The organism is Streptomyces sp. NBC_00203 (genome assembly GCF_045206325.1).
In the GTDB taxonomy this organism is placed as follows: Bacteria; Actinomycetota; Actinomycetes; order Streptomycetales; family Streptomycetaceae; genus Streptomyces; species Streptomyces lutosisoli.
Genome location: NZ_CP108126.1, coordinates 2,701,323 through 2,720,748, shown reverse-complemented (window position 1 = coordinate 2,720,748; position 19,426 = coordinate 2,701,323). Strand labels below are relative to the sequence as shown.

Annotated in this window: 14 protein-coding genes; 5 read left to right on the top strand and 9 right to left on the bottom strand. The window is 71.5% G+C overall.

The features are described from left to right. Positions 1 to 316 precede the first annotated feature (316 nt). The 7 genes from OG975_RS12485 to OG975_RS12455 all read right to left on the bottom strand — a co-directional run bounded on the left by OG975_RS12485 (position 317) and on the right by OG975_RS12455 (position 8,616). A complete protein-coding gene (locus tag OG975_RS12485; protein WP_406329184.1) occupies positions 317 to 1,153 on the bottom strand; it encodes an HpcH/HpaI aldolase/citrate lyase family protein in 837 nt (278 codons plus the stop codon). Further along, the gene (locus OG975_RS12480; protein WP_406329183.1) at positions 1,150 to 2,352 is read right to left on the bottom strand and encodes a CaiB/BaiF CoA transferase family protein; all 1,203 of its coding nucleotides are present in this window, start codon (positions 2,350 to 2,352) and stop codon (positions 1,150 to 1,152) included. Before OG975_RS12480 ends, OG975_RS12485 begins: the two co-directional genes overlap by 4 nt. Further along, positions 2,349 to 3,242, bottom strand: a complete 894-nt coding sequence (gene rbsK, locus OG975_RS12475) for a ribokinase (RefSeq protein ID WP_330303878.1) — start codon at positions 3,240 to 3,242, stop codon at positions 2,349 to 2,351. The genes OG975_RS12480 and rbsK overlap by 4 nt, the downstream gene beginning before the upstream one ends. Further along, a complete protein-coding gene (locus tag OG975_RS12470) occupies positions 3,239 to 4,612 on the bottom strand; it encodes an ADP-ribosylglycohydrolase family protein (protein WP_406329182.1) in 1,374 nt (457 codons plus the stop codon). Before OG975_RS12470 ends, rbsK begins: the two co-directional genes overlap by 4 nt. Further along, positions 4,600 to 5,772 carry an ADP-ribosylglycohydrolase family protein gene (locus tag OG975_RS12465; RefSeq protein ID WP_406329181.1) on the bottom strand — a complete coding sequence of 391 codons (1,173 nt, stop codon included), beginning with the start codon at positions 5,770 to 5,772 and terminating at the stop codon, positions 4,600 to 4,602. Before OG975_RS12465 ends, OG975_RS12470 begins: the two co-directional genes overlap by 13 nt. A 7-nt stretch (positions 5,773 to 5,779) precedes the next feature. Then, positions 5,780 to 7,006 (bottom strand): ADP-ribosylglycohydrolase family protein, encoded by a 1,227-nt coding sequence (locus OG975_RS12460; RefSeq protein WP_406336248.1) that lies wholly within the window; start codon positions 7,004 to 7,006, stop codon positions 5,780 to 5,782. Positions 7,007 to 7,374: 368 nt separating this feature from the next. Beyond that, on the bottom strand, positions 7,375 to 8,616 hold the full coding sequence (locus OG975_RS12455; RefSeq protein ID WP_406329180.1) for an ADP-ribosylglycohydrolase family protein: 1,242 nt from the start codon (positions 8,614 to 8,616) through the stop codon (positions 7,375 to 7,377). A gap of 284 nt (positions 8,617 to 8,900) precedes the next feature. Between OG975_RS12455 and OG975_RS12450 the strand changes: the two genes are divergently transcribed. The 3 genes from OG975_RS12450 to OG975_RS12440 all read left to right on the top strand — a co-directional run bounded on the left by OG975_RS12450 (position 8,901) and on the right by OG975_RS12440 (position 16,045). After that, on the top strand, positions 8,901 to 9,632 hold the full coding sequence (locus tag OG975_RS12450) for a VIT1/CCC1 transporter family protein (protein WP_406329179.1): 732 nt from the start codon (positions 8,901 to 8,903) through the stop codon (positions 9,630 to 9,632). A gap of 367 nt (positions 9,633 to 9,999) precedes the next feature. Then, on the top strand, positions 10,000 to 14,592 hold the full coding sequence (gltB, locus tag OG975_RS12445) for a glutamate synthase large subunit (protein ID WP_406329178.1): 4,593 nt from the start codon (positions 10,000 to 10,002) through the stop codon (positions 14,590 to 14,592). Continuing rightward, complete coding sequence (locus tag OG975_RS12440) at positions 14,585 to 16,045, top strand: glutamate synthase subunit beta (protein ID WP_327427986.1); 1,461 nt, start codon at positions 14,585 to 14,587, stop codon at positions 16,043 to 16,045. The genes gltB and OG975_RS12440 overlap by 8 nt, the downstream gene beginning before the upstream one ends. A gap of 145 nt (positions 16,046 to 16,190) precedes the next feature. Here OG975_RS12440 and OG975_RS12435 read toward each other — a convergent pair whose 3' ends face one another. After that, positions 16,191 to 17,039, bottom strand: coding sequence for a chitosanase (locus OG975_RS12435; RefSeq protein WP_406329177.1), 849 nt, complete (start codon positions 17,037 to 17,039; stop codon positions 16,191 to 16,193). 20 nt (positions 17,040 to 17,059) lie between these two features. Further along, positions 17,060 to 17,980 (bottom strand): rhomboid family intramembrane serine protease, encoded by a 921-nt coding sequence (locus OG975_RS12430; RefSeq protein ID WP_406329176.1) that lies wholly within the window; start codon positions 17,978 to 17,980, stop codon positions 17,060 to 17,062. A 166-nt stretch (positions 17,981 to 18,146) separates the two neighbouring features. Between OG975_RS12430 and OG975_RS12425 the strand changes: the two genes are divergently transcribed. Together OG975_RS12425 and OG975_RS12420 are read left to right on the top strand one after the other, a co-directional pair. Continuing rightward, a complete protein-coding gene (locus OG975_RS12425) occupies positions 18,147 to 18,866 on the top strand; it encodes a vWA domain-containing protein (protein WP_406329175.1) in 720 nt (239 codons plus the stop codon). Beyond that, positions 18,863 to 19,423: a HutD family protein gene (locus tag OG975_RS12420; RefSeq protein ID WP_406329174.1), complete on the top strand. Its 561-nt coding sequence runs from the start codon at positions 18,863 to 18,865 to the stop codon at positions 19,421 to 19,423. Before OG975_RS12425 ends, OG975_RS12420 begins: the two co-directional genes overlap by 4 nt. Positions 19,424 to 19,426 lie beyond the last annotated feature (3 nt).

Here is a 19,426-nt window from a genome sequence, read left to right as displayed (position 1 = left end):
GCCCCTACCCGTCCCATCCCCAGGGGCTCCGCCCCTTCGACCCCGTTCGGTTGTGTGTTGGCTGCGGGTGGGTGGGGGCTGGTCTGAAAGATTGCGCAGTTCCCCGCGCCCCTAAAAAGACCCCGGGGCGGGCGGGGGATCGCGGGGCGAAGCCCCGCGCCTTCAGGGGCGCGGGGAACTGCGCGAGCAACCCCCACCGGCCCGCAGTCGACGAACCACCCCGTCTTTTAGGGGCGCGGGGAACTGCGCAATCTTTTAGGGGGGTCTGGGGGCGCAGCCCCCAGGGATGGGGCGGGTAGGGGCGGCGGGGGCGGGGTCAGACCAGGCGGCGGGCCAGGGCTAGGGTGCGGTGGGCGCCTACTACTACCGCTGCGTCGATGAAGCGGCCGTCGGGGAGGGCCTGGGCGCCGGAGTCGGTGGCGGCGGCCTTGACGATGGCTTCGGCGGAGTCGATCTCGGCCGGGGTGGGCAGGTAGGCCCGCTCGATGATGGGGAGCTGACGGGGGTGGATGGCCGCGCGGCCGAGGAAGCCCAGGGTGCGGCCGTGGGCGCAGGACGCGGCGAGGCCCTCCACGTCCCGGATGTCGGGGTAGACCGACTGGACCGGCGGCGGCAGGCCCGCCGCGCGGGCGGCCACGATCACCCGGGCACGGGACCAGTCCAGGCCCGCGTCCTCCCGTACGCCCAGGTCGGCCCGTAGATCCGCCTCGCCGATCGAGATACCGCGCAGCGCCCGGTGCGCGGACGCGATGGCGAAGGCCTGCTCGACGCCGAGGGCCGTCTCCAGGAGGGCGTACAGCGGGATCGCGCCCCCCTCGGCGGGAGTGGCGCCCTCCGCCACCCGTACGACGTCGTCGGGCGAGGTCACCTTGGGCAGCCGGAGACCGGACAGACCGGGGAGCGGGGAGAGGGTCTTGAGGTCGGCCTCGGCCAGCGGGCCGTCGAGGGCGTTCACCCGGACCATGACGGGGACGGGTGTCGGTTCGGTGAGGAGGTCCGCCGTGGCGGCGCGGGCGTACTCCTTGCGGTCCGGGGCGACCGCGTCCTCCAGGTCGACGAGGACGACGTCCGCGCCGGAGACGAGGGCCTTGGCCACGACGTCGGGGCGGTCCCCGGGGGCGTACAGCCAGGTGAGAGGGAACTCCGCGGTCACAGGGCGCCCTCCGCCCGCAGGGCGTCGATCTCGGGCCCCGTCAGGCCGAGTTCGGCGAGCACCGTCTCCGTGTCCGCGCCGTGTGGACGGCCCGCCCAGTGGATCGCACCGGGTGTGGCGGAGAGCCGGAAGAGGACGTTCTGCATGCGCAGCGGGCCCAGTTCGGGGTCGTCGATGGTGGTGATCGTGTCCAGGGCCTCGTACTGCGGGTCGTTCATGACGTCCCGCACGTCCTGGATGGGCGCCACCGCCGCCTCCGCCTTCTCGAACGCCTCCAGGACCTCGGCGCGGGTACGGCGGGCGATCCAGGCCCCGACCGCCTCGTCCAGGATGTCCGCGTGGCGTGCCCGGTCGGCGCCCGTCGCGAACCATGGCTCCTCGATCACGTCCGGGCGCCCGACCAGCCGCATGACCCGCTCGGCGATCGACTGCGCCGATGTGGAGACCGCGACCCAGGAACCGTCCGCCGTGCGGTAGGTGTTGCGGGGCGCGTTGTTCGCGGAGCGGTTGCCGGTACGCGGCTGGACGTGGCCCAACTGGTCGTACCAGATGGGCTGCGGGCCGAGGACGGTCAGGATCGGCTCGATGATCGCCATGTCGACGACCTGGCCCTCGCCGGTGCGGTCGCGGGCCGTCAGCGCGGTCATCACGGCGTACGCCGTCGCCAGACCCGCGATCGAGTCGGCCAGGCCGAACGGGGGGAGGGTCGGCGGGGAGTCGGGCTCGCCGGTGATCGCCGCGAAGCCGCTCATCGCCTCCGCGAGGGTGCCGAAGCCGGGGCGGTGCGCGTACGGGCCGAACTGGCCGAAACCGGTGACCCGGGCGAGGACGAGCCGCGGGTTCGCCGCGGACAGTTCCTCCCACCCGAGATCCCACTTCTCCAGCGTGCCGGGGCGGAAGTTCTCGATGATCACGTCGGCGGTGGCGGCGAGGCGGAGCAGGGTCTCACGGCCGCCGGGCCTGGACAGGTCGAGGGTGATCGTGCGCTTGTTGCGGCCGAGGAGCTTCCACCACAGGCCGATGCCGTCCTTCGACGGGCCGTGCCCCCGGGACGGGTCCGGCTTGGCCGGATGCTCGACCTTGATGACCTCCGCGCCGAAGTCGCCGAGCATGGTGGCGGCGAGCGGTCCGGCGAAGAGGGTGGCGAGGTCGAGGACGCGCAGCCCGGCGAGGGGGCCGCCCTGCAGTTGCGCTGTCATGAGCCGGCCTGGGTGTCGATCTCGGAGCGGTACGGCATCGAGGACGACGCCCCGGGCCGCTGCACGGACAGCGAGGCCGCCGCCGACGCCCATGCGAGCGCCTCCGGCATCGCCCGGCCCTCGCCGAGCGCCACCGCGAGGGTGCCGACGAAGGTGTCGCCCGCGCCGGTCGAGTCCACGGCGGTCACCTGGGGCGCGGGCACGGTCAGGAGGGCTGCGCCGCGGGCCGCGTACAGGCTGCCGGCCGCGCCCAGCGTGACGACGACCTCCGGGACCTGGTCGAGCAGGGCGGCGGCGGCCTCGCGGGGGTCGGTGACGCCGGTGAGCGCGGCGGCCTCGTGCTCGTTGGGCACCAACAGGTCGATGGAGGCGAGGAGTTGGGGTGGTAGGGGTTGCGCGGGGGAGGGGGTGAGGATCGTACGGACGCCGTGCCGGCGCGCGGCTTCGGCGCCCGCGACGACCGCGTCCAGCGGGATCTCCAGCTGGAGCAGAAGTGCGTCGGCGGTCGCGATGAGGCCCTCGTCGCCGGGGGCGAGGGCGGTGACGGTGCCGTTCGCGCCGGGGATGACGACGATCGCGTTGCCGCCCTCGTCGTCCACGACGATGTGCGCGGTGCCGGACGGGCCCTCGGTGGTGCGCAGATGGTCGGTGTCCACGCCCGAGTGCTCCAGCGTGGACCGGAGCAGGCTGCCGAAGGCGTCCGCGCCCACCGCGCCGATCAGCGAGACGTCGGCGCCCGCGTGGGCCGCGGCCACCGCCTGGTTGGCACCCTTGCCGCCGGGGATCGTACGGAACTCCCGTCCCGTCACGGTCTCTCCGCGCTGCGGGGCCTTGGCGACGTACGCGACGAGGTCCATGTTCGTGCTGCCGAGTACGGCGATATGGGTCATGGGCGACGGGTCTCCCGGTGCGTGAGATGGGCGAGGGTGTCGAAGCCGATGCCGTTGAAGTCGGCGATCGAGGTGGCGAGGCGGTTCTTCAGGGGGGTGGTCCAGCGGTCGGGGAGGGCGAGCGGGTCTCCTGCCAGCAGACCCGCGATGCTTCCCGTCGTCGCGCCGTTGGAGTCGGTGTCCCAGCCGCCCGACACCGCACGGCAGATGGAGCCGGAGAAGTCGCCGTCCGCGTGGGTGAGGGCGGCGGCGATCAGGGCGGTGTTGGGGATGGCGTGGACCCAGTGGTAGGCGCGGTGGGTGGTGTGCAGTTCGTCTACGACCGTGTCGAAGTCCGGTGTCGTACGGGCTAGTTGGACGGCGTGGCGGACTGCCCGGGCGAGGCGGGAGGCGGGCGGGACGACGGTGAGTCCGGTGTGCAGGCAGGCGTGGACGTCGTGCGTTCCGGTGGCCGCGGCGGCGATGGTGGCCGCCGTGAACATCGCCGCGTAGACGCCGTTCGCCGTGTGGGTGAGGGTGGCGTCGCGGTGGGCCTGTTCCGCGGCGGCGGCCGGGTCGCCGGGGTTCGTCCATCCGTGTACGTCCGCGCGGATCAGGGCGCCGATCCACTCGCGGAACGGGTTGCGGTGGCGGGCCGTGCGTGGGGGGTCGATGCCGGTGAGGAGGTTGCGGTAGGCGATGCGTTCGGCGGTGAAGGTGCGGCCTGCGGGGAGTTCGTCCAGCCAGAGTCTCGCTACGTCCGCGGTGGTGAAGTTCCTGCCGTGGCGCTGGAGCAACAGGACGTTCAGGAGGGGGTAGTTGAGGTCGTCGTCCTCTGGCATGCCGTCGATGTTCTCGGCGAGGGAGGTGGGGGCGGAGCGTTTGTTCCAGGGGTAGGTGTTCAGGAGGTCGTCGGGGACGCCACGTGCGGTGAACCAGGTGTGGAGGGGCCAGTTGCCGGTGGCCTGGGCGAGGGCGCGGATGCCTTGGAGGGGGAGCTTCTCCACTGGTTTGCCCAGGAGGCAGCCGACCGCTCTGCCTAGCCAGGCTGCTTCCAGGCGGGCCTGGGTGGGGGCGCTTACCGGCGCTGACAGGGCGCCAGGCTGGGCGGGCCAGTCGGGGCAGTGGGTTCTGATCTTCGTCAGGCTTGATGGCTCGTGTTCTGCCAACTTGCTGGGGAGGTCTGCCAGTTCGTCCAGGAGGTCCTTGGCCAGTATCCGGAGGTAGGGGGATGCCGGGGTGGGGGAGGCGCCCGCGCGGAGGGGGGCCTCCGGGCCGCCGGCCGCTCGCCAGCGGGAGGCGATGGCCGAGGGGGCGCGGCCGTCCTGGGAGGCCTGGTGGAGTTCGTGGCCGAGGAGGTCCTCCGGTTGGACCCAGGTCAGTCTGAGCATGGTGTTCCCGTCAACGCCGCGTACGCCGACGCGTGGGCCCGGTGGCGTCGTACGTCCCGTTCGAAGATCTCGCGGGTCACCTCCGTGAGCGTCCTCGCCGGGGCGTCCAGGTCGAGGCGGCTCGACTCCGCCACCGTCTTGGCCCAGTCGTGCGGGACCTCGGAGCCGAGGGCGCCGGCGAGGGCGCCGGACATGGTCGCGATGGAGTCGCAGTCACGGCCGTAGTTGACCGAGCCGAGGACCGCGTGCCGATAGTCGCCGGATGCCACGATCAACATGCCCAGGGCGATGGGGAGTTCCTCGATCGAGTGCAGGCGGGAGGGGCGGCGGGCGCCGAGGGACGGGGCCCGGTAGTCGGGGCCCACCGTGTCGTAGGGGGCCACCGCCTCCCGCAGCGGGACCAGCGCCGACTCGAAGTCCGTGTGCCGGGCGGCGACTTCGCAGACCGCCTCGATGGCCGAGCGTGTGCCGTCCTTCGCCAGGGCCAGGCAGGCGGCCACGACGGAGTCCGGGGTCGCCCCGGGTGCGCACGCCGCCGCCACCCCCGCCGCGAAGACGCCCGCCGCCTCGCGGCCGTACGACGACTGGTGGGCGCCCGCGATGTCGAGCGCCTCGGTGTAGGCGCGGGCCGGGTTGGCCGCGTTCACCAGGCCGACCGGGGCCATGTACATCGCGGCACCGCAGTTGACGATGTTGCCGCTGCCCGCCTCGCGGGGGTCCACATGGCCGTAGTGGAGGCGGGCCACCAGCCATTTCTCGGCGAGGAAGATCCGCTGGAGGGGGAGGGCCTCGGCCTCCAGTTCGGGGATCCAGCGGGGGGTGCCCATGAGGTCGGGGACGAGGTGCTCGGCGACGGCGTACGCGTCGAGGTGGTCGCGGACGGTGGCGTACACCCGTACCAGCGCATGGGTCATCAAGGTGTCGTCGGTGACGTGCCCGTCGCCCTTGTGGTACGGGGCGATGGGACGGGCCGTACGCCAGCCGTCGCCGTTCCAGGGGCCGACGATGCCGTGTACGCGGCCGCCGTGACGTTCGGTGATCTGCTCGGGGGAGTACCCCTCGACGGGGCCGCCGAGCGCGTCGCCGACGGCGGCTCCGACGAGGGCTCCGGTGATCCGTTCGTCGAGGGTGGATCCTGTTCCTTCTCCTTTGGGCGTCATGCCCGAATCATCCCTCTGGGGTGGCCAGTTCCGTGGCTTCCAGGAGGTCGGCGAGTCCGATGAGATCCGTACCGGTGAGGCGGGGGAGCGCGCAGCCGGACAGCGTGCGGCAGGCGTCGCGCCAGGCGGCGGGGATCGCGGCGCCGCCGCCGAGCGCGCCGGTGAGTGCTCCGGCGAGAGCCGGGGCGGAGTCGGCGACGCGGGACAGACACGCGGCGGCGGGTACCGCTTCCGCGATCCGGCCCCGCGCGGCGGTGGCGAGGGCGAGGGCGACGGGGACGGTTTCGGCGGCCGCGATGCCATAGCTGTAGACATGGTCGACGATCTGATGTTCCAACAAGGGGACGAGAGCGAAGGTGCCCTCGCTCTCGCGGGCGAGCCGCAGCGCGTGCCGGGTGTTGCGGCCGATCTCCGTCGATGCGGGGAGTTCGGCCAGGGCGGCGTTCACGCAGGCGTCGACATCGGCCCCGGCGAGGGCGAGCGACACCGCCGCGGCCATGGCACGGGCGCCGTGCACGCCGTCGCCGTCCTGGGTGTAGTGGGCGTCGAACTCGGCGAGTTCCGCGGCGAGTCGGGGGTCGCCCGGGTGGGCCACGGCCAGCACGCAGGCCCGTACGCAGGCCGCGTCGTCGAAGTAGTGCGGGTTGTCGTGGCCGGTCGCGGGCGGGCGCAGACCGGTGGCCAGGTTGCCGAGTCCGGCCCGTACGGAGATACGGGCGCGCAGCGGGAGCAGCGCGGACTCGACCTCGGGGGCGCGCTCGGCGGCCGCCGCGACCTCGCTGGCGATGGCGTTCCACGACAGGTCGATGGACGCCCGCATCCGCCGCTCCCGGCTCAGGTCCCCGAGCGCGGTGCCCTCCCCGGCCCGCAGCACGGCCTCCGCGGCGAACGCCGCCCACTCCGCGTCGTCCGACGGGCCGAGCCGCAGCGGCTCCGGCGGCTGGTTCAGCGCGATCGGTACGGGCAGCGTCGTCGTCGCGTTCTGCTCCGCGAACGTGTCCAGCTCCCGCGTCAGCCGCCGCGTCCACTCGGGCATCCGCGCGGCACGGTGCCGCGCGGCGGGCCAGCCGGCGGCGTCCCCCGCGGCCAGCCCGAGGAGAAGCCCCTCGATACGACGGGGGTGCGTGCGCGGGGGCGCCTCCGCGCGGGGGTCTGTGAGGGCGGGCACCTCCCTGCGGGGGTCTGTGGAGGTGGGTGTCTCCGTGCGGGGGTCCGTGAGGGTGAGTGCCTCCATGGGGGGCGTTGCCGCGACGGGCGTCGCCGTGCGGGGGGCTGCCGCATCGGACGGCACTGTGCTGAGCGCTTCCGCGAGGAGCTCCTCTGCGCTGGACACCTTCGTGCCGGACGTTGCCGCGAGAGGCGTCGCCGTGCCGGGCAGCTCCGTGGCAGGGGCTGCCGTGAGGGGTTGGTCCTCCGTGCCGGGCCCTGTCGTGCCGGGTGGCTCGGTGAGGAGGGTAGGCATGAGGGGCTGTTCCTCCGTGTCCTCCGTGCCGGGTGCCTCGGTGAGGAGGGTCGCCGAAACGGCCTCCCCCGCAGGGGTGGCCCCCACGCCGGCTCCCTCGCCCGTGCCCTCTCCGGGCTCGTCTCCGACCAGGCCGGGCCTCACGGTCGTACCTCGTCGTCATCGGCGGCGAGGACGTACGCGTCGGCGTAGGGCAGCGCGTTCGCGTCCGTGTCGGGAAACGCGTGGGGAGGTGCGTAGGGCAGTGCGTACGCGTCCGGGTGTGGGAGCGCGTGCGCGTCGGGGGCGGGGAGGGACCACTCGCCGCCCGGATCTCGTACGAACCCACCCGCGCCTCCACCCCTGCCCGCACCTCGGGTGCGTCCTCCGGCCCCCCACTTCCCGTCGTCCCCCGGCGTCAGCAGTTCCGCCACGTCCAGTACGTGGTGGCCCTCCATCGAGGGGAGGCAGCTGCCCCGGGCCGGGCCGATGGCCGCTGCCCAGACGGCCGGGATCGACGAGGCGCCGTGGGTCGCGCCGGCCAGGGCGCCCGCGACCGCCGCCGTCGTGTCGGCGTCGCGGCCCATGTTCACGGCGGTGAGCACGGACTCGGTGAAGGCGCCGTCGGCGGCCGCGTAGGCGCCGAAGGCGAGGGCGACGGCCTCGGGGGCGAGGTCGGTCCAGGGGTAGCCGCCGATGACGACCGCCGAGCGGACCGCGCGCTCGCCCCGGTGGGCCACCGCGACCGCCCGGCGCAGGGAGCGTGCCGTCCAGGAGTCGTCCGGGATCACCGCGAGCGCGGAGGCGACCACCGCGATCGTGGGGGCGCCCGCCATCGCCGCCGCGACGCCCGCGGCGACCGCTTGGCCGCCGTAGATGCCCTCCCCGTCATGGCTCACCGAGCCGTCGATGGCGACCAGCCTCGCGGCTTCCGCGGGGCGGCCGGCCGCGAAGACGCCGAAGGGGGCCGCGCGCATGGCCAGGCCGTCACTCCAGGCGTGCCGGTGCTGGGCCGAGATCGGCGCCGCCAGGCCGCGGCGCAGGTTCTCCAGCGTGCCGCGCTCGCTGAAGCCCGCACCCTTGAACGGGCCCTCGTCGCGGTCCGCAATCCACTGGTGCCAGGCCGACTCGACATGGGACACGGTGAGCGCCGAGCCGTGCCGGGCCAGCAGCAGCCCCGAGAAGATCGCGTACTCGGTGTCGTCCGTCCCGGCCGGGTGCTCGGCGACGTACCCCGTGATCCGGCCCCACTTCGCACGGATCTCAGACGGCTTCATGTTCTCGGCGGGCGCGCCCAGCGCGTCCCCGACGGCGAGTCCGAGCAGCGCGCCGCGCGCTCGTTCGCGGAGATCGGCGGCGTCCCCGGGCGCCGGGACCGAGGGAATGCAGGCGATGGAAGCCATACGTGCCTCTCCTCTCGGGGCCCCTGTCAGTGCGCGGAACCGAGCGCGCGGAACCCTTTGCGGATCTCTCCCACATTGGCGGTTGACAGGAGCCTCGTGGGCCTCACTGTCACCCGGTCGACATCTGTGCAGGCATTCGCACGAATGAGCGGAACCCGGCAAAAGCGCAGGTTAGCCCAGCCTTTCCTTGCTGGCGGGAGCGAAATGAAGGGCGTAAGTTCAGCGTTGTCGAAGAGTAGAACTTGTCTAAAGTTAGCCTTACCTTAGAGCCCTGGGGGACCCGCATGGCCATCATCGAGATCGAAGCGACACTGCACGAGGCGCACCGCGACAACCACACCCACCGGGATGTGAACGGCGGATGGCTGCGCCCGGCCGTGTTCGGCGCGATGGACGGGCTCGTGTCCAACCTCGCCCTGATGACCGGCGTCGCCGGCGGGTCCGTGTCCCATCAGACCATCGTCATCACCGGGCTCGCGGGCCTCGCCGCGGGCGCCTTCTCCATGGCCGCCGGCGAGTACACCTCCGTCGCCTCGCAGCGTGAACTCGTCGAGGCCGAACTCGACGTCGAGCGACGGGAGTTGCGCAAGCACCCCCAGGACGAGGAGCGCGAGCTCGCCGAGCTCTACCAGGCCCGCGGTGTTGAGCCCGAGCTGGCGCGGGAGGTCGCCAAGCAGCTGTCCCGCGACCCCGAGCAGGCCCTGGAGATCCACGCCCGCGAGGAGCTGGGTATAGACCCCGGCGACCTGCCCTCCCCGACCGTCGCCGCCGTGTCCAGCTTCGGCTCCTTCGCGCTCGGCGCCCTGCTCCCTGTCCTGCCGTTCCTGCTGGGTGCGACCGCCCTGTGGCCCGCGCTGCTGCTCGCGCTGATCGGGCTCTTCGCGTGCGGCGCGGTGGTGGCGAAGGTGACCGCGCGGTCCTGGTGGTTCAGCGGGATCCGGCAGCTCGCTCTGGGTGGTGCGGCGGCGGGTGTGACGTACGTCCTGGGCAGCTTGTTCGGTGGCGCCGTAGGATGATGCACTGAGCACCTATGCAAGGGACTGCATAAGTAGCCGTTACTCGGCGGTTTCGATTGCTTAACCACCGGGCATGAGCCGTAAGCGCTGTGGGCAATGAGGCCTGCACGCACCACTCGCGGTGGGCGACGAAGCCTGCCGCGAACCGGGCCGACGGTCACTGATCTGTCCGCTTAGGTCCCTTACCTTCCACCGCCGAGCGCGGTACCCCCCGCCGCGACCCCGCGGTGTCCGCATGTTGGAACGGTGTATCCAGTTACCGGGAACCGCCCCATCATGTAACCTGCACGAAATTTTGCACCCCCAGCAGAGGGCCAACGTCGTCCCTCGGCAGATGTCATATGCCACGACGACGACGGGAGAGCCGATGCGTACGCCGCGCCAGCCGTCCCAGCACTCCACGAATGGCCAGAAGTGGTCCTTCATGGATGCTCGCCCTGCTGCGCAGGGTATGTACGACCCCCGCAACGAGCACGACGCCTGTGGCGTCGGCTTTGTAGCCACCCTCACCGGCGAGGCGAGCTACGCGCTGGTCGAGCAGGCGCTCACGGTTCTGCGCAACCTGGAGCACCGGGGTGCCACCGGCGCCGAGCCCGACTCGGGCGACGGCGCGGGCATCCTGTCCCAGGTCCCGGACGCCTTCTTCCGTGAGGTGGCCGGATTCGAGCTCCCCGCGGCCGGTGGGTACGCCGTAGGTATCGCCTTCCTCCCCGAGGACGGCATCTCTGAGGCTGTCTCACAGATCGAGACGATCGCCGCCGCCGAGGACCTCACCGTCCTCGGCTGGCGCGAAGTCCCGGTCGCCCCCGAGCTGCTCGGCGCCACCGCCCGCTCGACGATGCCCGTCTTCCGCCAGATCTTCGTGGCCGACGGCGTCAGCGAGGGCATCGAGCTCGACCGCAAGGCTTTTGTGCTGCGCAAGCGCGCCGAGCGCGAGGCAGGCGTCTACTTCCCGTCGCTCTCCGCGCGCACGATCGTCTACAAGGGCATGCTGACCACCGGTCAGCTGGAGCCCTTCTTCCCGGACCTGTCCGACCGCCGCTTCGCCTCCGCGATCGCGCTCGTGCACTCCCGGTTCTCCACGAACACCTTCCCGAGCTGGCCGCTCGCCCACCCGTACCGCTTCGTCGCGCACAACGGCGAGATCAACACGGTCAAGGGCAACCGCAACTGGATGCGCGCCCGCGAGTCCCAGCTCGTCTCCGACCTCTTCGGCGACAAGGGCCTGGAGCGGATCTTCCCGGTCTGTACGCCGGACGCCTCCGACTCGGCCTCCTTCGACGAGGTGCTCGAACTCCTGCACCTCGGCGGCCGTTCGCTCCCGCACTCCGTGCTGATGATGATCCCGGAGGCGTGGGAGAACCACGACTCCATGGACCCGGCCCGCCGCGCCTTCTACCAGTTCCACGCCACGATGATGGAGCCCTGGGACGGCCCGGCCTGTGTCACCTTCACCGACGGCACCCAGGTCGGCGCGGTCCTCGACCGCAACGGCCTGCGCCCCGGCCGCTACTGGGTCACCGACGAGGGCCTCGTCGTCCTCGGCTCCGAGGTCGGCGTCCTGGACATCGACCCCGCGAAGGTCGTCCGCAAGGGCCGCCTCCAGCCCGGCAAGATGTTCCTCGTCGACACCGTCGAGCACCGCATCATCGAGGACGACGAGATCAAGGCCGGCCTCGCCGTCGACAAGCCGTACGCGGAGTGGCTGGAAGCCGGCGAGATCGAGCTCTCCGACCTGCCCGAGCGTGAGCACATCGTGCACACCCACGCCTCGGTCACCCGCCGCCAGCAGACCTTCGGTTACACCGAGGAGGAGCTGCGCGTCATCCTCGCGCCGATGGCCAACACCGGCGGTGAGCCGCTGGGCTCCATGGGCACGGACTCGCCGATCGCGGCCCTCTCCGCGCGTCCGCGTCTGCTCTTCGACTACTTCACCCAGCTGTTCGCGCAGGTCACCAACCCGCCGCTGGACGCGATCCGCGAGGAGCTGGTCACCTCCCTGCGCTCCTCGCTGGGCCCGCAGGGCAACCTGCTGGAGCCGACGGCCGCTTCCTGTCGTAGCGTCACCCTGCCCTTCCCGGTGATCGACAACGACGAGCTGGCCAAGCTCATCCACATCAACGCCGACGGCGACATGCCCGGCATGAAGGCCGCGACCCTGTCCGGCCTGTACCGGGTCTCCGGCGGTGGCGACTCCCTCGCCGCGCGCATCGACGAGATCTGCACCGAGGCCGACGCGGCCATCGAGAACGGCGCCCGGCTGATCGTCCTGTCGGACCGTCACTCGGACGCCGAGCACGCGCCGATCCCGTCGCTGCTGCTCACCGCGGCCGTCCACCACCACCTCATCCGCACCAAGCAGCGCACCCAGGTGGGCCTGCTGGTCGAGGCGGGCGACGTCCGCGAGGTCCACCACGTGGCCCTCCTCATCGGCTTCGGCGCCGCCGCGGTCAACCCGTACCTGGCGATGGAGTCCGTCGAGGACCTCGTCCGCGCCGGTACCTTCCTGACCGGCATCGAGTCCGAGCAGGCCATCCGCAACCTGATCTACGCGCTCGGCAAGGGCGTCCTCAAGGTCATGTCCAAGATGGGCATCTCGACCGTCGCCTCCTACCGCGGCGCCCAGGTCTTCGAGGCCGTCGGTCTCGAAACGGCCTTCGTCGAGAAGTACTTCAACGGCACGGCCACGAAGATCGGCGGCGCCGGTCTCGACGTCATCGCCAAGGAGGTCGCGGCGCGTCACGCCAAGGCCTACCCGGCCTCGGGCATCGCGCCCGCGCACCGCGCCCTCGACATAGGCGGCGAGTACCAGTGGCGCCGCGAGGGCGAGCCGCACCTGTTCGACCCGGAGACGGTCTTCCGCCTCCAGCACTCGACGCGCTCCGGCAGCTACGACATCTTCAAGAAGTACACGGACCGTGTGAACGAGCAGTCCGAGCGCCTGATGACGCTGCGCGGCCTGTTCGGCTTCAAGTCGGACCGCCCCTCGATCTCCATCGACGAGGTCGAGTCCGTCTCCGAGATCGTCAAGCGGTTCTCGACCGGCGCCATGTCGTACGGCTCCATCTCGCGCGAGGCGCACGAGACCCTCGCCATCGCCATGAACCAGCTGGGCGGCAAGTCCAACACCGGTGAGGGCGGCGAGGACGCGGACCGTCTCTACGACCCGGCGCGCCGTTCGTCCATCAAGCAGGTCGCCTCCGGCCGCTTCGGTGTGACCTCGGAGTACCTGGTCAACGCCGACGACATCCAGATCAAGATGGCGCAGGGTGCCAAGCCCGGCGAGGGCGGCCAGCTGCCCGGCCACAAGGTGTACCCCTGGGTCGCCAAGACCCGGCACAGCACCCCGGGCGTGGGCCTCATCTCCCCGCCCCCGCACCACGACATCTACTCCATCGAGGACCTGGCTCAGCTGATCCACGACCTCAAGAACGCCAACCCGCAGGCCCGCATCCACGTGAAGCTGGTCTCCGAGGTCGGCGTCGGCACGGTCGCCGCGGGTGTCTCCAAGGCGCACGCGGACGTGGTGCTCATCTCCGGCCACGACGGCGGTACGGGCGCCTCCCCGCTCACCTCGCTGAAGCACGCGGGCGGCCCCTGGGAGCTCGGCCTCGCCGAGACCCAGCAGACGCTGCTGCTCAACGGCCTGCGCGACCGCATCGTCGTGCAGACCGACGGCCAGCTGAAGACCGGCCGTGACGTCGTCATCGCCGCGCTGCTCGGCGCCGAGGAGTTCGGTTTCGCGACCGCGCCGCTCGTCGTCTCCGGCTGCGTCATGATGCGCGTCTGCCACCTGGACACCTGCCCGGTCGGCATCGCCACCCAGAACCCGGTGCTGCGCGACCGGTTCGCCGGCAAGGCCGAGTACGTCGTGAACTTCTTCAAGTTCATCGCCGAAGAGGTCCGCGAGATCCTCGCCGAGCTGGGCTTCCGCACCATCGAGGAGGCCGTCGGCCACGCCGAGAACCTGGACGTGGAGCGGGCGATCACGCACTGGAAGGCACAGGGCCTGGACCTGACCCCGCTCTTCTACGTGCCCGAACTGCCCGAGGGTGCCTCGCTGCACCAGGTCATCGAGCAGGACCACGGCCTGGAGAAGGCGCTCGACAACGAGCTGATCAAGCTCGCCGCCGACGCGCTGGCCGCGGACTCCGCGACCGACGCCCAGCCGGTCCGCGCCCAGGTCGCGATCCGCAACATCAACCGCACGGTCGGCACCATGCTCGGCCACGAGGTGACGAAGAAGTTCGGCGGCGCGGGTCTGCCCGACGACACCATCGACATCACCTTCACCGGCAGCGCGGGCCAGTCCTTCGGCGCCTTCCTCCCGCGTGGCGTGACGCTGCGCCTGGAGGGCGACGCCAACGACTACGTCGGCAAGGGCCTCTCCGGCGGCCGGGTGATCGTCCGTCCCGACCGGGGCGCCGACCACCTCGCCGAGTACTCGACGATCGCGGGCAACACCATCGCGTACGGCGCGACGGGCGGCGAGCTCTTCCTGCGCGGCCGCACCGGCGAACGCTTCTGCGTCCGCAACTCCGGCGCGACGGTGGTCTCCGAGGGCGTGGGCGACCACGGCTGCGAGTACATGACCGGCGGTCACGCGGTGGTCCTGGGCGAGACGGGCCGCAACTTCGCGGCCGGCATGTCCGGTGGCGTCGCGTACGTCATCGACCTGAACCGCGACAACGTGAACGTCGGCAACGCGGGCGCCGTGGAGGAGCTCGACGACACCGACAAGCAGTGGCTGCACGACGTGGTGCGCCGGCACGCGGAGGAGACCGGCTCGACGGTCGCCGAGAAGCTCCTCGCCGAGTGGTCCGTCTCCGCGGACCGCTTCAGCAAGATCATCCCCAGCGCATACAAGGCAGTGCTCGCCGCCAAGGACGCCGCCGAGCGAGCCGGACTCCCCGAGTCCGAGATCACCGAGAAGATGATGGAGGCGGCGACCAATGGCTGATCCCAAGGGCTTTCTGAACCACGGCCGTGAGGTCGCCAAGTCCCGTCCGGTGGACGTGCGTCTCAAGGACTGGAACGAGGTCTACGTTCCGGGCTCGCTGCTCCCGATCATCTCCAAGCAGGCCAGCCGCTGTATGGACTGTGGCATCCCGTTCTGCCACAACGGCTGTCCGCTGGGGAACCTGATCCCCGAGTGGAACGACTACGCGTACCGCGAGGACTGGTCAGCCGCGTCCGAGCGCCTGCACGCCACGAACAACTTCCCGGAGTTCACCGGCCGTCTGTGCCCGGCCCCTTGTGAGTCCGCGTGTGTGCTGGGCATCAACCAGCCCGCCGTGACCATCAAGAACGTCGAGGTCTCGATCATCGACAAGGCGTGGGACACGGGCGATGTCGCCCCGCAGATCCCCGAGCGCCTGTCGGGCAAGACGGTGGCGGTCATCGGTTCCGGCCCCGCCGGTCTCGCCGCCGCCCAGCAGCTGACCCGGGCCGGACACACGGTCGCCGTGTACGAGCGCGCCGACCGCATCGGCGGCCTGCTGCGCTACGGCATCCCCGAGTTCAAGATGGAGAAGCGGCACATCAACCGCCGTATCGAGCAGATGCGCGCGGAGGGCACCCGCTTCCGTACGGGCATCGAGATCGGCCGCGACCTCAAGGCGACGGACCTGCGCAAGCGGTACGACGCGGTCGTCATCGCCGCCGGCGCGACCACCGCCCGTGACCTCCCGGCCCCCGGCCGCGAGCTCAAGGGCATCCACCAGGCCATGGAGTACCTGCCGCTGGCCAACAAGGTCCAGGAGGGCGACTACGTGGCGCCCCCGATCACGGCCGAGGGCAAGCACGTCGTGGTCATCGGCGGCGGCGACACCGGCGCGGACTGCGTGGGCACCGCCCACCGCCAGGGCGCGGCCTCGGTGACGCAGCTGGAGATCATGCCGCGACCGGGCGAGGAGCGGAACGCGGGCCAGCCCTGGCCGACGTTCCCGATGCTCTACAAGGTCACCTCCGCGCACGAGGAGGGCGGCGAGCGCGTCTACTCCGTCTCGACCACCCACTTCGAGGGCGACGAGGACGGCAACGTCCAGTGGCTGCACCTCGTCGAGGTCGAGTTCATCGACGGCAAGCTGACCCAGAAGCCGGGCACGGAGCGCAAGATCCCCGCCCAGCTGGTGACGCTGGCCATGGGCTTCACGGGCACGGACGTCGAGAACGGCGTCGTCTCCCAGTTCGGCCTGGAGCTCGACGCCCGCGGCAACATCGCCCGCGACGCCGAGTTCGCGACCAACGTCCCCGGCGTGTACGTCGCCGGTGACGCGGGCCGCGGCCAGTCCCTCATCGTCTGGGCCATCGCGGAGGGCCGCTCGGCCGCCCGCGGGGTCGACCGCTTCCTCACGGGCGCGAGCGACCTGCCGGCCCCGATCCGCCCGACGGACCGCTCCCTGATGGTCTGACGACCACCAGCGGTCTGACGCTCCACCCAACAAACGTCCCGTACAACGGCGTACGGAACTGAACGCGGCGCCTGCCTTGTCCCCGACCGGACTTTGGCGGGCGCCGTGGTGCGTTCGGCTACCGCACAGGGCTACGGCACCCGCGTCATGGCACCTTGTACGTCTCCCCGTACACCTTCCACTCCAGCGGCGTACGCAGGTCCAGGTTGCCGTCGTACAAGAACTCCCGCTGGGCCGTGTCGATGCGGGTCGTGTCGCGGTGGGCGTTCTCGGACTTCATGGCCGCCCGGCGGACATCGAGGAAGATGTCGAGGTAGGCCTTCTCGGAGCCGCCCTCGGCGGGGGTGTCGGCCTGGGCCATGGCGCGGGTGCGCAGGCCGTAGAAGCCGGTCGCGCTGGTGCCTGGTCCGTGCATGACCATGGCGTCGTAGTAGATGAACTGGCCCAGCGTGCCGAGGCCGTCGATTTTGGCGCGGCGGATCGCGGGGTCGAAGTAGACGCGGTCGCGCTCGGCGTCCTGGGCCGCGCGGAAGGCCGGCACCGAGGCCTCCTCGCGCCAGGCCGCGGGGAAGCCCGGGTCGAGGCCCTCGTGCGAGTCCGTGCCGTCGACCTCGCGCAGGGCGGGGAGATAGCGGGCGAGAGGGTTGCCCGGGTGGTCCTTCGTGTAGTGCTCGACCAGGACGAGCAGGTCGTGGGTGCCGGTGCAGAAGCCGATGAGGCCCGCCGTGTAGCCCTGGCCGTCGCCGATGTCCTCGATGTAGGAGTAGGCGCCGCGCCAGTCCAGCGTGGAGTTCTCGGCGCTCGCCACGATCTGCTGGGCCAGTTCCTTCTTGCCGGGCGCTGCGAGGCCCTCGGCGTCCGGGTGCTCGGCGTCCTGGCGGGCTCCCGGATGCCCGGCGGCCTTGTCCGCGCCCGAGGGCCCGGGGGCGAAGAAGTAGACCGCCGCCGCGACGAGGGGGAGGACCGCGAGCAGCAGGAGACGACCTCGTTTCATGGGCCCAGCGTAGGGACCGGCTAGGCCGCTCCGCTCTTCAGCGCGGACGTCCGGGCGACTGCCAGGACCACCAGCAGCACCAACAGCACCGCGCACGCGGCCCCTTGGCGGAGAGCCCGGCGGCTGTCGCGAGGCGCGTACGCGTAGGCCAGCGTCATGGCACCGCCCGCCAGCAGACCGCCCAGGTGGCCCTCCCAGGAGGCGAACCACGACGAGATCACCAGCCAGAGCAGCAGGCCCCCCATGAACTGGTTGACGCTGCGCATCTCCGCGCCCAGCCGGCGGGCCATCACGTAGTACGCGGCTCCGAGGCCGAAGATGGCGCCGGACGCGCCGACCGTGGGGTCGTTCGGAGCGGCCAGCAGGATGAGGACCGAGCCGCCGAGCGCCGAGAGCAGGTACAGGGTGATGTAGCGGGCCCGGCCGAGCTGGGCCTCCACGACCCGGCCGATGTTCCACAGCGCGAACATGTTCATCACGATGTGCGCGATCCCGAACGTGCCCTCGGTGGGCGGCTGATGGAGGAACGCGCCGGTCAGCATCCGGTACCACTCGCCGTCGACGATCCCCTCGGGACGCAGGACCGACGGATACGGGTACTGCCACAGGTAGTGCCCGCCGTCCGGGCCCGCCAGACCCCGGCCCAGCATCTCGAACCGGTCGACCACCGACGGACGGGCCACCTCGGCCACGTAGGCCAGCACATTGAGGCCGATCAGCAGGTACGTCACCGCGGGCACCGCCGAGATCCGGCCGCCGAAGGCCGTGCGGGCCTGCCGTACCGACCGCGCGCCCTCCTTCACACACTCGACGCACTGGTGGCCGACGGCCGCCTCGCGCATGCAGTCCGGGCAGATGTAGCGGTCGCACCGCGTGCAGCGCACATGGGACTCCACCTTGGGATGGCGATAGCAGGTGGTGACGGCGGACTCGGGCTCCACGGCCGGCTCCTCGGGAGGTGACTGCGTGACGGTGACAGGAGTGCCGATGGGGGCGGCGGCGAACAAAATATCGAACGCCGGTGTGCAGGAGGGACGGAGGGTGCCCGGGTGCCTGCGGTGACGTAATCTCGGCGTTTCCGCAACCCTCGCGCGATGGGAGCCCCGCATGCCCGGGATCAGCCTGACCAAGGTGGAGGAGACCGCGCCCGCGTTGGTCAGTCTGTACAAGAGCGCGGGGGTATCCCTCACCCGGCACGGGCTGAACGGGCAGCGGGCCGCCGTGTATCTGGTGGTCGACTACTCGGGGTCGATGAAGGAGTACTACAAGGACGGCAGCGTGCAGGCGCTCGCCGACCGGGTGCTCGGTCTCGCCGCCCACTTCGACGACGACGGAACCGTGCCGGTCGTCTTCTTCTCCACGGACATAGACGCCGTCACCGATATCGCGCTCGACAACCACCAGGGCCGTATCGAGGGGATCGTCGCCGGGCTCGGGCACATGGGCAAGACCAGCTACCACCTCGCCATGGACGCCGTCATCGACCACTATCTCGACAGCGGCTCCAAGGACCCCGCCCTCGTCGTCTTCCAGACCGACGGCGGACCGATCAACAAGCACGCCGCGGAACGGTACTTGTGCAAGTCGGCGAAGCTTCCGCTGTTCTGGCAGTTCATCGGGTTCGGGGATCCGGACAGTCGGCAGTTCGAATTCCTGCGCAAACTCGACGAGTTGGCGGTGCCGCAGAAGCGGGTCCTCGACAACGCCGGGTTCTTCCACGCCGGTTCGGATCCGCGGAAGGTGTCCGACGGAGAGCTGTATGACCGGCTCGTGGGCGAGTTCCCGCAGTGGCTGGCGGCGGCGCGGACGCGGGGGGTCGTCCAGTGACCGTACAGCCGCTGCCCGCAGCCGAGCGGGTCGCCGTGCCCTGGAAGAACGGCGGCGGGGTGACCCGTGAGATCGCCGCATGGCCCCCGGGCGCGGACATGGGCGACTTCGTGTGGCGGGTGAGCCTCGCCGAGGTCGACGCCGACGGGCCGTTCTCGGCGTTCGCCGAGGTGGACCGGATCCTCACCCTGGTCGAGGGGGAGGGAATGGACCTGACCGTCGGCGGCGAACGCCGTCGCGTCGACACCCGCTACGCGCCCCAGAGTTTCCCCGGCGACCTGCCCACCGACTGCCGCCTGCTCGGGGGCCCGGTCGTGAACCTCAACGTCATGTGGCGCCGGGGCGGCGAGGCGGCCCCGGCCGTCACGATCACGCACTCCCGGCCGCCCCTCACCCTCCCCGCGGACCCGGCCGTACTGGTCGTCGTGCTCGACGGGACCGCCGAGCTGTCCGGGCTGACCCTCGGACGGTACGACGCGGCCCTGCTGACCGACGAGGACGCGGTGCTGCACGCGACGGGCCGCATCGCCGTCATCGCTCTCATGTCACGGGACTGAGCG